Genomic DNA, 12,754 nt, shown 5'->3' on the forward strand with positions numbered 1-12,754 from the left:
AACCTATTCCACAGGGCCAGTCCGAAAGCGGCGTCGATCAAGGTCGCGAAGCGCGCGGTTTCAGCTGGGTCGCGTTGCCTGGACGACGAAGGCGCGGATATTGCCCGTGACCGGACCGTCGCCGAAACGTTCGACGAATACCTCGGCGACGCGGCTTGTGACCTCGGCGAGTGCACCCGGTGCCCGTGATTCGATCTCCGGCCGCATCGGCGTTCCCTGGCAATAGGCCGTTGCCGCCTGGAGGGCCGTGGGCGCGCGGCTTTCGGCTGCCACGGCCTCGAAGTGGATATCCGAGAAGCCGGCCTCGGTGAGTTGCGCCCTTATCGTCGCCTCGTCGAAATAGCCGTGCGGGATCCGCGCCATGAAATCCGGCGGGCTTCCGGGAAAGATCGCGCCGAGCGCTTCATGGGCCGCGCGGGCAAAGTCGTTGGCCGCCAGTCCATCCCAGACATTGAACAGAAAATGTCCCCGCGGTCGCAGGACGCGTCGTGCCTCGCTGTAGCCGCCGACCTTGCCCGGGAAGAACATGGCGCCGAACTGGCAGACGGCCAGATCGAAGCGCTCATCGGGAAACGGCAGCGCCATGGCGTCGGCGGTCTGCCAGGCGATGCGTGGGTCATTGGCCTGCCGAGCCTTCGCCACATCGAGCATGGCCGGGCTCAGATCGGTCGCAACGATCGCAACATGGGGGCCGAGCCGCGCGGCCATCGCGCGCGTGACGACGCCGGTACCGGCCGCGATCTCAAGGACATTGTCGGGCTTGAACGCCACGATGCGCCCGGCAAGGTCTTCGGCATAAGGCTCGAAGATCAACGGCACGAACAGCCGTTCATAGACTTCGGGAATGGGTCCCTGAAACCGTTCCTGCGTCGTCATGGTGACCTCCCGATGACATCGCGGCGATCCCCCGATGCCTCCGGTCGGGCGATCCATCCGCTACCCTAGCCGTTTTATCGATGGACGGCCAATATTGACGTCCGGCCGTCCTGGACCGAGGCTGTTGCTTCGTCCAGCATTCAGGTCAGCGCCCTCCTCGCGCGCTACCTTCATCAGGGAACTCCAGGAATGTCCGCCGCCGCAGCCTATCGCGCGCTCTATGCCTATGTCTGGGACCTTGCCGAGGAGGAGCCTGACGCCTTTGTCGCGGATCTGGAGCGGCTTTCGGTCAATACGCTTGCCATTGCCGCCAGCTATCATGCCGGCAAATTCATCCGCCCGCATGGCAAGAGCGGGCATGTCCATTTTCCAGAGGATGGCACGGCGCATTGCCGCGTGACGCCGGAGCGCTATGGACGCATCCGGCCGCTGGAAAGCCGCCTTGCCGCCGAGCAGGATCCGTTCGGCCGCTTTGCCGCGCGATCCGACATCGGTGTGACGGCGTGGACGGTCCTGCTGCACAACAGCCGCATCGGTTTCCAGCATCCCGATGTCGTGGTCCGCAACGCTTTCGGCGATCCCTATTTCTACAGCCTTTGCCCGTCCCATCCGGAGGTCCGCGCCTATGCCGTGGCGCTCGCGGCCGATATCGCCGATCGCTATTCCGTTCGCGGCCTCGCGCTGGAGACGCCGGGCTGGCTGCCCTATCAGCATGGCTATCATCATGAATTCGCGCTTATCGGCGGCAATCCCTGGCTCGATTTCAATCTCGGCCTCTGCTTCTGCGATTCGTGCCGCCGGGGCGCGGCGGCGGCCGGGCTTGCGGTTGAGGAGCTTCGCAGCCGGGTCGCCGCGCGGATCACGGGCTATCTCGCCGCATCGCTCGATACGCCCCCCGCGATCGGCCGCGCCTGGCTGGAGGCCGATCTCGTCCAGGACGCCGAACTGGGCGCGTTCCTGCGCTGGCGCTGCGAAACGGTGACGTCGCTCGTTGCCGAGATCCGCGCCGCCGTCCGTGCCGATGCGGAAATCTATGTCATCCCATCGGTGCAGCGGCCGAGCAGCGCCGCCTGGTATGAGGGCAGCGATCTCGCCGCGCTGGCGAAGGTGGCCGACGGCGTCGAACTCTGCCTCTATGAGCCCAGCCCGGCGGCGGTCGTCAGTGATTTCGGCGAAGTTCGACGGCGCCTCGGCGAGGCGGCGAAGCTCCGCGCGATCCTGCGGCCCGGCCCGCCTGACTTTGCCGACGAGGGTTCCTTCGCGGCGGCGATCAGCGGACTTCGGGAGGCTAGCCTGTCGGAATTCGGCTTCTACAATTACGGCCATGTCCGCCGAGCCAATCTCGAATGGATCGGCCGGGCTTTTCGCAGCAATCCTTAGACAATCGGAGTGGGTTCATGAAGCGTCTGGAGGGCAAGGTCGCCCTGGTCACCGGGGCGGTCGGCGGTATCGGCACGGCCATTGTCGAGGACTTCCTGGCTGAAGGCGCCAAGGTCATTCTCTGCGACGTCAAGGCGGATGATGTGCTGGCGCGCGTCGCCGAACTCGTGAAGGCCGGCCATCCCGTCTTTGCGGCGCCGGCCAATATCGTCGATGCGGCAGCGGTCCGGGATGCCGTCGATGCGGCGGTCGCCAAGGCGGGGCCGATCGACATCGTCGTGGCGAATGCGAATATCGGCGGTCGGCCGGCAACCCTGGCCAAGACTAGCGCCGAAAGCTGGCGCGCCGATATCGGCGACAATCTCGCCGGACAATTCAATACGATAGCGACGGCGATCGACGGCATGAAGGCGCGCCGTTCCGGATCGATCGTCGTGGTCGGCTCGGTGAATGGCCTGACCACGCTCGGCCAGCCGGCCTATAGCGCAGCGAAGGCAGCGCTGGTCAGCTATACCCGCACCATGGCGACAGAATATGGCGCGTTCAACGTCCGAGCCAACATTGTGTGTCCCGGCACGGTCCGGACGCCCGCCTGGGCGGAGCGAGTCAAGAACCGGCCGGAAACCTTTGAGACATTGATGAAATGGTATCCGCTGCGCCGCGTCGCCGAGCCGCGCGAAGTGGCGAAGGCCATCACTTTCCTCGCTTCCGACGATGCCTCGTTCATTACCGGCGCCATGCTGCCGGTCGATGGCGGGCTGATGGCCGGCAACCGGCTCATGGCCAATGAGCTGACCCATGAAGAGCTCTGAGCCGGCTTGCATCGCCGTCTGATTCTCTGCGTTTCGCTGCCGACGATCCTGTGTCATTCTCGGCCCCGGATTTGATCGGAAAATGAAACTCCGGAAGCCCCTGATGGCGGAGGCGAAGCGGCGCATGGCTACGGATCGCGGCGAGGCCACCGGGCGGATCGACCATCCGGCCGACGACATTCTCGCCGTGATCCTCGATCGGGAGCCGCAGCTTTCGAAGTCGCATCGCAAGATCGCCGCTGCCATTCTCGGCTATCCGCGTCTCTTCGTTGAAAAGCCGGTGGAGGAACTGGTGCCCTGGCTCGGCGTCTCTGCGCCGACCATCACCCGCTTCAGCCGGTTGATGGGCTGCGACGGTCTGCGCGATCTGAAGCTCAGGATGATGGGATCGATGCGCAGCGGCCTCCCCTATCTCGAGCCGCCGACGCCGCCTGCGACGCTCGTCGAAGTTGGCGAGCGCGTCGTCATGCGGGCGCAGGATGCGATCCTTCGTGCGGAAAAGACGATCGACTTCAACGCCCTCGAACGTGCCATCGCCGTCGTCAGCGCCAGCCGCATGATCTATGCCTTTGGCAATGGTGGCGTTTCGAGCTGGCTGATCGAGGAGATCCACAACCGGCTCTTCCGCCTCGGCCTTCGGATCAGCACCAGCGCCGACCATCAGATGCAGATGATGCTGGCCGCGACCGCCGGCCGGGACGACGTCGTCTTCTGCTCGTCGCTGAGCGGCACCAATCCCGAATTGATCCGCACCGTTGGCATCGCCGCCGACTATGGCGCGACCACCATCGCCCTCACCGTTCCGCGCACGCCGCTGGCGGCGGCGGTCGACATTGCCCTGACGCCGGATGTCGCCGATGACGGTGACGTGCTTGGCCCGACGCCGGTGCGCTATGCCTTTCTCGCCGTGCTCGACATGCTGGCCTATGGCGCGGCGATGAAGAGCCGGCCAGCGGCGCTGGAAAAAATGAGGCGCATCAAGCAGCAGTTCACGACCCATCGCGACGCCGACGCGACCAAGCCGCTCTCCGATTGAGAAATGAACCAGAAATGAAAGAAATGGCTTGGCGAGGCCTAAGCCGCGGAGCATGATTTCAACGGATGCGCAGCTATCGGCGCGTCACAATCGAGGCATCATGACATACGATCTCGTTCTGACGAACGGCCGCGTCCTGGATCCATCCCAGGGCCTCGACCGCGTCGTCGATATCGCCTTTTCGGGCCGCCACGTGGCGGCCATTGGCGAAAATCTCGCGCCCTCCGCAAAAAGCGTCCGCGACGTCTCCGGCAAGATCGTCACGCCGGGCCTGATCGACCTGCACACCCATGTCTATTGGGGCGGCACGTCGCTGGGCGTGGACCCGGAGGACTATGCCCGCCAGACCGCGGTCACGACCTGCGTCGACACCGGCTCGGCCGGCCCGGGCAATTTCCCCGGCTTTCGCAAGCATGTGATCGAACCGTGCGGCATACGGATCCTCGTCTATCTTCATGTCTCCTTTGCCGGCATCTATGCGTTCTCGCCGCGGATCATGATCGGCGAGGGCCACGACCAGCGCCTGCTCGCCGCCCGTGACGCCGCCGAGGTCGCCGATGCCAACCGCGATGTCATCATCGGCATCAAGGTTCGCATCGGACGCAACGCCAGCGGGCCGGCCGGGATCGCGCCGCTCGACGTAGCGCTCGACGTTGGCGAGGCGACCGGCCTTCCGGTCATGGTGCATATCGACGAGCCGCCGCCCTCCTACGGCGAGGTTATCGATCGGCTTCGTCCCGGCGACGTGCTGACGCATGCTTTCCGCGGCTTCCCGAATGCGCCGGTCCTCGCCGATGGCACGATCCGTCCGCAGGTCATCGCGGCGCGCGAGCGCGGCGTGCTGTTCGATATCGGCCATGGCATGGGTTCGTTTAGCTGGAAGTCGGCGCGAGCAATGCTCGCCAAGGGCTTCGCCCCCGACACGATCTCCTCGGACGTCCACGCCATGAGCATCCATGGCCCGGCCTTCGACCAGGTCACGACGCTCTCCAAGTTCCTGGCGCTCGGCATGCCGCTCGGCGATGTCATCGCCGCCTCGACGGTGAAAGCCGCGGAGGCGTTGCAGCGGCCGGAGCTCGGCACGCTGAAGGTCGGCGCTGTCGGTGATGCGAGCGTGCTGTCGCTGCGCGACGGCGCTTTCCCGCTTGAGGATTCGCAAGGTGAGGTCGTCACAGCTCCGCAGCGCATCGTTGCCGAGGGGATGGTTGTCGGCGGCGCCTGGTGGCATTCTGCTCAGGATTGACGGACAACGCCCGCGAAACCGAGGCCTAACAGAATAGCGGATGGCGGTGCCGCCATCCGCGACGTGCCGGTCGAGGCCGCGAAACGCGACTATCGATGAGGCATGTTGTGCCGAAATTTTGTTTTTCGGATCAATTCCTGTCCAGTCGACGAAGCATTCTGCCGGCTTGCAAAAAATATGATGCGAAAATCAAAAATAGCCCTTGGCAGAGCGAGCCGAGCGGTCCCATGATCCGTTTGCTGATGGGCTGCTGACGCGGCCATTCGGCGGCAATGCTGCGCGACGGATCGGCGGAGGAGCCTTTTCCGCGCAGCTGGCGGTAAAGGAGAGAAATTCGCTGTCCGTCCATCCGGGCGGATGGAAACCATTGCGACGGTGCCGTGCGCCGCTCGCCGAGCGCTCCAATATCAAAGATAATCAAGCGCTCATCTGTCTCGAAAAGCGTTCACGGGATGAATGCAACAGGAGTGGTGAAATGGTGAAGACGGGAACACGCAGGGTTCTGAGTTTGCTGGCCGGTGCCGCGGTACTGATCGGCGCGACGAGCGCATCCGATGCTGCCACGGTCCGCGTGGTGCTGGGCTATTACAGCGCGGCGACGCAGGGCCTCTTCGAGGAGATGGCCAAGGACTTCAATTCCAAGCACCCCGGCGACGAGGTGAAGATCGAAGTCATCCAGTGGGATAACCTTCAGCAGCGCCTGACCACGGATATCGCCGGCGGGACCGCCCCGGACATCTCCATGATCGGCACGCGCTGGCTGCTCGACTATGTCAAGAACGACATCGCCGAGCCGATGGACACCTATGTCACGCCGGAGTTCAAGGCGGGCTTCATCGACGCCTTCCTGGCGCCTTCGACGCTCGACGGTAAGCTGTACGGCCTGCCGATCGCGGCCTCGGCCCGCGCGATGTACTATAACAAGGACCTGCTGGCGAAGGCCGGCGTGAACGAGCCGCCGACCAATTGGGATGGCGTGGTCGACACGGCCAAGAAGATCAAGGCGCTCGGCGGCGACAGCTACGGCTTCGCGCTGCAGGGCAAGGAAATCGAGACCGACGCCTACTGGTACTATTCGCTCTGGACCCATGGCGGCGAGATCATCAAGGACGGCAAGTCCGGCGTCGCCAGCCCGGAGGCCGTCGCTGCGCTCACGCTCTACAAGAGCATGATCGATGACGGCCTGACCGAGCCGGATCCCACGGGCCTCAACCGCCAGGACATCGAGCGCCTGTTCAAGCAGGGCCGCGTCGGCATGATCCTGACCGGTCCGTGGCTCCGCGGGCAGATCAAGACGGATGCGCCGACGCTGAACTACGCCATCGCGCCGATCCCGGAAGGCACGACCAAGGCGACCTATGGCGTCACCGACACGCTGATGGTCTTCAAGTCGAGCCCGAACAAGGAACTCGCGATGAAGTTCCTGATGGAGACGGTGTTCACGCCGGAATGGCGCATCAAGTTCTCCAAGGCAGAAGGCTTCCTGCCGGTCATGAAGGAAGAGGCCAAGGCCTTCGCCGACGATCCGCAGCTGACCGCCTTCACCGACATGCTCGCCTATGCGCATTTCGCCCCGGCTGTCGCCAACTGGGAACAGATGTCGGACGCGATCATCGCCGCCCTGCAGAAGACCTATACGGGCCAGGCCAAGCCTGAGGATGCGCTGAAGGAAGCCGCCGGCACGATCGACGGTCTGGCTCAGTAACAGCCCGACCCAGACAAGAACCGCCCGGAACCTCACGACGAAGTTCCGGGCGGTCTCCCTGGACGATATTTCCGATAGGACTTCCGCTCTACCGAGCCGGCGGGCGGCGCCTGACGCCGGAAGCGGGTCCGCCGCTTCCTGGTCAAGTCCCGTCCCCTCCCCGCGACAGCCTACCGCTGCCGCATTGCTCGGAGGGAGGCTGATGACCGGGCAGACCGCCGCTTCGCACCCGGCGCCCATGACGACGAGGATCCCAAGTTGAGCCGAGCCGCCACGCAGTCGGGCACCAATCTAGGGCGAGCCAGCACGCCTTATCTGCTGATCCTGCCGGCGATCCTGTTTTCGTTCTGGATCATCGGCTATCCGATCTACGATCTGGCCGGCATGTCGCTGCGTCAGGTCAACCGGTTCGGTCTGACGGCAGGCTTCAACGATTTCAACAATTACAGCCGTCTGTTCTCGCACCAGCTCTTCATCGGCTGTCTCATCCGCACGCTGGTCTGGACCGTGTGCGTTGTCGGTGGAACGGTGATCCTTTCGGTCCCGATCGCCCTCATCCTCAACGAGAAATTCTACGGCCGCCAACTTGCCCGCGTGATCATCATGCTGCCCTGGGCCGTATCGCTCACCATGATGGGCATCGTCTGGCGCTGGTCGCTGAACGGCCAGTCCGGCATGGTCAATGCGACGCTCTATCAGTTCGGACTCCTGAAGGCGCCGATCGAGTGGCTCGCCACCGCCGGCACCGCTTTTCCGATCCTGATCGGCGTCGGCATCCTGGTCTCCGTCCCCTTCACGGTGACCGTCTTTCTCGGCGGCCTATCCTCCCTGCCCTCCGACATCTTCGAGGCTGCCAAGATCGACGGCGCCGATGGCTGGCAGCGCTTCCGTCACCTGACGATGCCGCTGCTGCGCCCCTTCCTGAACCTCGTCCTGGTCCTCAACTTCATCTACGTGTTCAACTCCTTCCCGTTGATCTGGGTGATGACGCAGGGCGATCCGGCGAACTCGACCGACATTCTCGTCACCTGGCTCTACAAGCTTGCCTTCCGCTATGGCGAACTTGGCATGGCATCGGCGCTGTCGGTGGTGATGTTCCTGATCCTGCTGGCCTTGACGATCACCTATGCCATGCTCGCCATGCGCAACGAGCGGAGCACCTGATGGAAAATCCTGTTCGCAAATCCTTGCTGATGTGGCTGGCGCTATCGCCGCTGGTCATCATCATCCTCTTCCCCTTCGCGGTGATGATCTCGACGGCGGTGAAGCCGCATCTCGAGGTGATGGCCTATCCGCCGACCTGGCTGCCGACGGAGATCCGGTGGCAGAATTTCGCCGATATGTGGGAAGCGGCGCGGATCGGGCCGGCCGTGTTCAACAGCATCTGGGTCAGCATCGCGGCGACGATCCTCTGCCTGATCGTCGCGATCCCGGCGGCCTATGCGACCGCGCGCATGGAGTTCCGCGGCCTGAAGCTGTTCCGCCAGTTCCTGCTGGTGACGCAGATGCTCTCGCCGATCGTGCTCGTTCTCGGCATCTTCCGCCTGATGGCAAAGATGGGGATGGTCGACAAGCTTCCGGCGCTTGTCCTCGCCTATGTGGCGTTCAACCTCGCCTTCTCGGTCTGGATGCTGCAGGCCTATTTCCAGACCATTCCGCGCGAACTCGAAGAAGCCGCGAAGCTCGACGGCGCGTCGTCCTTCCAGCGGCTCTGGCTCGTCTTCCTGCCGCTCGCGACGCCGGCGATCGGCATCACGGCGGTGTTCATCTTCATCTATTGCTGGAACGAGTTCGTGCTGGCGATGACGCTGCTGCGCACGCCCGACTACAATACGCTGACCCTGCAGGTGTTCTCGCTGGTCGGCGGACGCTACCAGATCGAATGGGAGCAGGTCATGGCCGCGACGCTGGTCGCCAGCGTTCCGGTCGCCGCGATCTTCGCCATTCTGCAACGCTATCTCGTCAGCGGACTGACGGTCGGCGCCGTCAAGTGACGCGGCGAGCGGATTGAAATCATAAGAAACGAGGAGGCCGCCATGGGTTTGAAGGACTGGTTCGGGCTGGAAGGAAAGCGCGCCCTCGTCACCGGCGCCAGCCGTGGCCTCGGCCGTGAGATGGCGCTGGCGCTGGCGGGTGCCGGCGCGGACATCATCATCACGGGCCGTACGCAGGATACGCTCGACGCCACCGTCGCCGAGATCGAGGCGCTCGGCCGCAAGGCCTGGGGCATCAAGGCTGACATGGCGGAGGCCAAGGCCTGCGAAACCGCCTGCGAGATGATCCTGAGCGAGTTCGGCGCGGTCGACATCCTGATCAACAATGTCGGCAACCGCATCGCCTCCATGCCGATCCAGGAGGAGACGCTCGAGACCTGGCAGCAATCGCTCGACATGAACCTGACGAGCTGCTTCCTCGGCACCAAGGTCTTTGGCGCCGCTATGCTGGAGCGTGGCGAGGGTGGCCGCATCATCAACATTGCCTCGATGAGCGGCCTGATCGCCAATCGCGGCATTGGCGGGCGCGACTACGAGACCGGCAAGGCGGCGGTGATCCATTTCACGCGCTGCGCCGCTGCCGACTGGGCTCCGCATGGCATCACGGTCAACGCGATTTGCCCTGGCCTGTTCATGACCGATACCAACCGGGGCTGGAACGAGCGCAGGCCCGACGTCATCGACGCGATCGTCGCCCATATTCCGCTCGGCCGCCCCGGCAACCCGCCTGAGATCGGCCCCCTCGCCGTCTATCTCGCCAGCCCATCGGCGAGCTATGTCACCGGCGCCGCCTATGTGATCGATGGCGGCTACACGCTCTGGTGAGCGTCCGTCGCGCAGGAAGTCAGCATGTCCATCCATGAATTTGCCCGCCTGCCCGATGGCACGGCGATATCCGAGATTCGTCTCGCCAACGCCGCCGGTGCAACCGCCTCGGTGCTGACTTTCGGCGCAGCGCTGCGCGACCTCGTCGTTCCCATGCCGGATGGCAGCCGCCGGCGTGTCGTTCTCGGCTTCGACAGCCTGGACGCCTATCAGGACAATCCCCGTTTTCTCGGTGTCACCGTCGGCCGGCACGCAAGCCGCATCGATGGCGGCCGGATCGTTCTGGACGGTGAGACCTATCAGCTCGCGCTGAACGCAGCTGGAGTGCATCTGCACGGCGGACCCACTGGCTTTTCTCGGCGGCCCTGGACGATTCTCGATCATGGTTCGGATTTCGTGACGCTTGGCCTCGTCTCGCCCGATGGCGAGGACGGTTATCCTGGGCGTCTCGACGTCAAGCTGACCTATCGGCTGAAGGAGCCGGCGACCTTTGCGGTCTCGATCGAGGCGACGACGGATGCGCCGACGATCGTCTCGATGGCGCATCATTCCTATTGGACGCTGCTGCCCGGCTCATCGATCCGCGACCACTTCCTGCAATTCCACGCCGCGAACTTCACGCCCTTCGGCGCCGACATGAATCCAGCCGGTACGATCGAGCCCGTGGAAGGAACGCCGTGGGACTTCCGCGACTCCCGGCGGATCGGCGATCCGCGTTTCGGCGAAGATTTCGCCTATGATTGCAGCTTCGTCATCGACCGCACGGCTCCCGGCGTCGTTCCGGCCGCGCGACTGGAGGCGCCCGACCGCAGCCTCGCCATGGATGTCGTGACCTCGGAGCCCTGCATTATATTCTATGACGGGGCCGGACTTACACCCGACTGGCCGGACATCGATGGCAGCCGACACTACCCGCATGCGGGCCTATGCCTGGAGCCGATGCGCTTTCCCGACAATCCCAACCAGCCGAACTTCCCATCTGCACGCCTCGACCCAGGCGAAACCTATCGACAGGAAAGCGAGTATCGTTTCTCGGCATTTTGAGGCATGCAGTGCTTGCGACGACGCGATTGCCGATGCGGTGATTTTCCGTTATCGCTTATTCTATGAATGCTGATGTGCCAGACCGCAAATCGAGGGGCCGTCCGCCGCTTCACGCTACTCTTGTAGGCGTGCGCATGGCGCCGGATCTTCTTGGTGCGCTGGACCGTTTCGCCGCGGAAGGCGGACGGTCACTGTCTCGGCCGGAGGCGCTGAGAATCGCGTTTCGCGAATTCGCGCTGGCGCGGGGCTATATCCGTCCGGCTTCGTCGGACGAAGGCACGAGGCCGTATGATTTGACTTCGGACAATGACGGCTGACGCCGCTAGGTCCATGGGTGGAAGTGGCTGAGGAGAAATGAAATGCGGATCCTGTTTCTGTCGCTTGCTGTGATTTCCGGGATGGTTGGCCTGTCGGGTTGCCAGTCCGGCTCCAACCCGAATTCGCCGGCCATGCAGGCCATGGACAACCCGCCGAATTCGTGCGGCTCGGGCGGTTCGCAGAACATCGAAGACTGCAATAATGGCGGCGGCCGGCGCTAATCGCCGATCGCAATTGACCGGAAATTGACGATGCGTACCGTGATGCTCTCTGTGGCGTTGGCGGCGGGCCTGTTTGGCTTTGCCGGCTGCCAAGGCTCCAGCAATCCGAATTCGCCTGCGTTGCAGGCGATGGACAATCCGCCGAATGCCTGCGGACCGGGCGGTTCGTCGAATAGCGAAGATTGCGATAGAGGTCGCTGATCGTGGTTGCTGGGGGCGGGGCGACGATGAGGAAGACAACGCTGGCGCTCGTCATATTGACGGGCGTCTTCGGAATGTACGGCTGCCAGGGCTCGAGCGACCCGAATTCGCCGGCGCTTAGGGCGATGCAGAATTCGCCGAATTCCTGTGGGCCCGGTGGAACGGCAAACGTGAACGATTGCGGTGCCATGAGGTCGAGCGGCGGCATCAGCATGGGAGGTCCGAATGGAATTTCGCACTATTGATGCGGTCACGAAACGGATGATTATTTCTGTCGTGACGCTGGCCGCAGCGATGTCGGGAGCCTCCGCTCAGCGCGCCGACGTGACCCCGGTCAACCCGGCTCAGTTCAAGAAATTGAGCTGCGAGCAGATCGCGTTTCGCATCCGGCAATTGAACGTGCCGATCGGCAATGACAGCTCGACACTCGCGGGGTTGCAGCGGGCCCAGAACCCGGTGTTGTTCTTCTTCACCGGCTTCGGCTCCCGCAACGACGATTATAACGCGTCGCTTGCCCATGCCCGCGGCGAGCGCAATGCGCTGATCGCGGTGGCAGTCGAGAAGGACTGCGCCTCGAAGCTGCTCGTGCCCCAGCGCTGAGGCGCCAAGGCACACGAAGTCGCATTGAAGTCGGCCGACAGCGCCCCATTTCGTCCGGAGATGCCGGCCCTATCCTGGATGCCGGCGCTCAGCCGGTTCTCCGGGGCGATCCGCGCCATACGGGCCACGCTAGTCGTTGGCCGGCGCTTCTTGCCCGGCGCGCCGACAGCAAGGATCGACGAAAATGCGCACTACAGTTCTGTGTCTCGCGCTGGCTGGCAGCCTGATGGGGCTCGCCGGCTGCCAATCCAACTATGACCCGAACTCGCCCGCCATGCAGGCCATGAACAACCCGCCGAACGCCTGTGGACCCGGCGGAACCGCCGCCAGAGAGCAGTGCAGCAGCAATCGCTGAGCGCCGGGGCGAACGCGGCAGGACAGGGACGGCGAGCTGGTTCCAACGATTGGCTCGCCGATGCACCCGAGTTTATGCGGTCGGATTAACCGGAACGTCGAGATTCTGGCGTTAGGCTGATGCCCTTCGTCGAAGGAACGCGTC

15 protein-coding genes are annotated in these 12,754 nt (G+C 63.9%); 13 read left to right on the top strand and 2 right to left on the bottom strand.

What is annotated here, in order from left to right:
- Nucleotides 1-60: 60 nt before the first annotated feature.
- The gene (locus OSH05_RS15295) at nucleotides 61-876 is read right to left on the bottom strand and encodes a class I SAM-dependent methyltransferase (protein WP_104218946.1); all 816 of its coding nucleotides are present in this window, start codon (nucleotides 874-876) and stop codon (nucleotides 61-63) included.
- Nucleotides 877-1,065: 189 nt separating this feature from the next.
- On the opposite strand from OSH05_RS15295, the gene OSH05_RS15300 reads away from it, so the two are divergent.
- The 4 genes from OSH05_RS15300 to OSH05_RS15315 all read left to right on the top strand — a co-directional run bounded on the left by OSH05_RS15300 (nucleotide 1,066) and on the right by OSH05_RS15315 (nucleotide 5,347).
- Nucleotides 1,066-2,256, top strand: a complete 1,191-nt coding sequence (locus OSH05_RS15300) for a hypothetical protein (protein WP_104218947.1) — start codon at nucleotides 1,066-1,068, stop codon at nucleotides 2,254-2,256.
- A 17-nt stretch (nucleotides 2,257-2,273) separates the two neighbouring features.
- The gene (locus tag OSH05_RS15305; RefSeq protein ID WP_104218948.1) at nucleotides 2,274-3,068 is read left to right on the top strand and encodes an SDR family oxidoreductase; all 795 of its coding nucleotides are present in this window, start codon (nucleotides 2,274-2,276) and stop codon (nucleotides 3,066-3,068) included.
- 103 nt (nucleotides 3,069-3,171) lie between these two features.
- Nucleotides 3,172-4,104 carry a MurR/RpiR family transcriptional regulator gene (locus tag OSH05_RS15310; RefSeq protein WP_165801571.1) on the top strand — a complete coding sequence of 311 codons (933 nt, stop codon included), beginning with the start codon at nucleotides 3,172-3,174 and terminating at the stop codon, nucleotides 4,102-4,104.
- A gap of 100 nt (nucleotides 4,105-4,204) precedes the next feature.
- A complete protein-coding gene (locus OSH05_RS15315) occupies nucleotides 4,205-5,347 on the top strand; it encodes an amidohydrolase/deacetylase family metallohydrolase (protein WP_104218950.1) in 1,143 nt (380 codons plus the stop codon).
- A gap of 130 nt (nucleotides 5,348-5,477) precedes the next feature.
- Here the strand turns inward: OSH05_RS15315 and OSH05_RS15320 are convergent, their stop codons facing one another.
- Nucleotides 5,478-5,768: a hypothetical protein gene (locus OSH05_RS15320; RefSeq protein WP_133163103.1), complete on the bottom strand. Its 291-nt coding sequence runs from the start codon at nucleotides 5,766-5,768 to the stop codon at nucleotides 5,478-5,480.
- Nucleotides 5,769-5,822: 54 nt separating this feature from the next.
- Here OSH05_RS15320 and OSH05_RS15325 point away from each other — a divergent pair, with 54 nt between their 5' ends.
- From OSH05_RS15325 to OSH05_RS15365, 9 genes are all read left to right on the top strand, one after another.
- Entirely contained in the window at nucleotides 5,823-7,052 is a 1,230-nt protein-coding gene (locus OSH05_RS15325) for an ABC transporter substrate-binding protein (RefSeq protein ID WP_104218951.1), read from the top strand.
- A 258-nt stretch (nucleotides 7,053-7,310) separates the two neighbouring features.
- Nucleotides 7,311-8,216, top strand: coding sequence for a carbohydrate ABC transporter permease (locus OSH05_RS15330; protein WP_104218952.1), 906 nt, complete (start codon nucleotides 7,311-7,313; stop codon nucleotides 8,214-8,216).
- Nucleotides 8,216-9,046, top strand: a complete 831-nt coding sequence (locus OSH05_RS15335) for a carbohydrate ABC transporter permease (protein ID WP_104218953.1) — start codon at nucleotides 8,216-8,218, stop codon at nucleotides 9,044-9,046. The genes OSH05_RS15330 and OSH05_RS15335 overlap by 1 nt, the downstream gene beginning before the upstream one ends.
- A 42-nt stretch (nucleotides 9,047-9,088) precedes the next feature.
- Nucleotides 9,089-9,871, top strand: a complete 783-nt coding sequence (locus OSH05_RS15340; RefSeq protein WP_104218954.1) for an SDR family NAD(P)-dependent oxidoreductase — start codon at nucleotides 9,089-9,091, stop codon at nucleotides 9,869-9,871.
- Between the two features lie 24 nt (nucleotides 9,872-9,895).
- Nucleotides 9,896-10,915 (top strand): aldose epimerase family protein, encoded by a 1,020-nt coding sequence (locus OSH05_RS15345; protein WP_104218955.1) that lies wholly within the window; start codon nucleotides 9,896-9,898, stop codon nucleotides 10,913-10,915.
- A 359-nt stretch (nucleotides 10,916-11,274) separates the two neighbouring features.
- On the top strand, nucleotides 11,275-11,454 hold the full coding sequence (locus tag OSH05_RS15350; protein ID WP_104218957.1) for a hypothetical protein: 180 nt from the start codon (nucleotides 11,275-11,277) through the stop codon (nucleotides 11,452-11,454).
- 30 nt (nucleotides 11,455-11,484) lie between these two features.
- A complete protein-coding gene (locus tag OSH05_RS15355; protein ID WP_165801572.1) occupies nucleotides 11,485-11,655 on the top strand; it encodes a hypothetical protein in 171 nt (56 codons plus the stop codon).
- Between the two features lie 225 nt (nucleotides 11,656-11,880).
- A complete protein-coding gene (locus OSH05_RS15360; protein WP_104218958.1) occupies nucleotides 11,881-12,255 on the top strand; it encodes a hypothetical protein in 375 nt (124 codons plus the stop codon).
- Between the two features lie 184 nt (nucleotides 12,256-12,439).
- Entirely contained in the window at nucleotides 12,440-12,610 is a 171-nt protein-coding gene (locus tag OSH05_RS15365) for a hypothetical protein (protein ID WP_165801573.1), read from the top strand.
- Nucleotides 12,611-12,754 lie beyond the last annotated feature (144 nt).

The organism is Kaistia algarum, from assembly GCF_026343945.1.
GTDB lineage: Bacteria > Pseudomonadota > Alphaproteobacteria > Rhizobiales > Kaistiaceae > Kaistia > Kaistia algarum.

Bases quoted from the DNA above. Each gene is read 5' to 3' on its own strand.
- OSH05_RS15295 (WP_104218946.1), bottom strand. From the start codon at position 876: ATGACGACGCAGGAACGGTTTCAGGGACCCATTCCCGAAGTCTATGAA.
- OSH05_RS15300 (WP_104218947.1), top strand. From the start codon at position 1,066: ATGTCCGCCGCCGCAGCCTATCGCGCGCTCTATGCCTATGTCTGGGAC.
- OSH05_RS15305 (WP_104218948.1), top strand. From the start codon at position 2,274: ATGAAGCGTCTGGAGGGCAAGGTCGCCCTGGTCACCGGGGCGGTCGGC.
- OSH05_RS15310 (WP_165801571.1), top strand. From the start codon at position 3,172: ATGGCGGAGGCGAAGCGGCGCATGGCTACGGATCGCGGCGAGGCCACC.
- OSH05_RS15315 (WP_104218950.1), top strand. From the start codon at position 4,205: ATGACATACGATCTCGTTCTGACGAACGGCCGCGTCCTGGATCCATCC.
- OSH05_RS15325 (WP_104218951.1), top strand. From the start codon at position 5,823: ATGGTGAAGACGGGAACACGCAGGGTTCTGAGTTTGCTGGCCGGTGCC.
- OSH05_RS15335 (WP_104218953.1), top strand. From the start codon at position 8,216: ATGGAAAATCCTGTTCGCAAATCCTTGCTGATGTGGCTGGCGCTATCG.
- OSH05_RS15340 (WP_104218954.1), top strand. From the start codon at position 9,089: ATGGGTTTGAAGGACTGGTTCGGGCTGGAAGGAAAGCGCGCCCTCGTC.
- OSH05_RS15345 (WP_104218955.1), top strand. From the start codon at position 9,896: ATGTCCATCCATGAATTTGCCCGCCTGCCCGATGGCACGGCGATATCC.
- OSH05_RS15350 (WP_104218957.1), top strand. From the start codon at position 11,275: ATGCGGATCCTGTTTCTGTCGCTTGCTGTGATTTCCGGGATGGTTGGC.
- OSH05_RS15355 (WP_165801572.1), top strand. From the start codon at position 11,485: ATGCGTACCGTGATGCTCTCTGTGGCGTTGGCGGCGGGCCTGTTTGGC.
- OSH05_RS15360 (WP_104218958.1), top strand. From the start codon at position 11,881: ATGGAATTTCGCACTATTGATGCGGTCACGAAACGGATGATTATTTCT.
- OSH05_RS15365 (WP_165801573.1), top strand. From the start codon at position 12,440: ATGCGCACTACAGTTCTGTGTCTCGCGCTGGCTGGCAGCCTGATGGGG.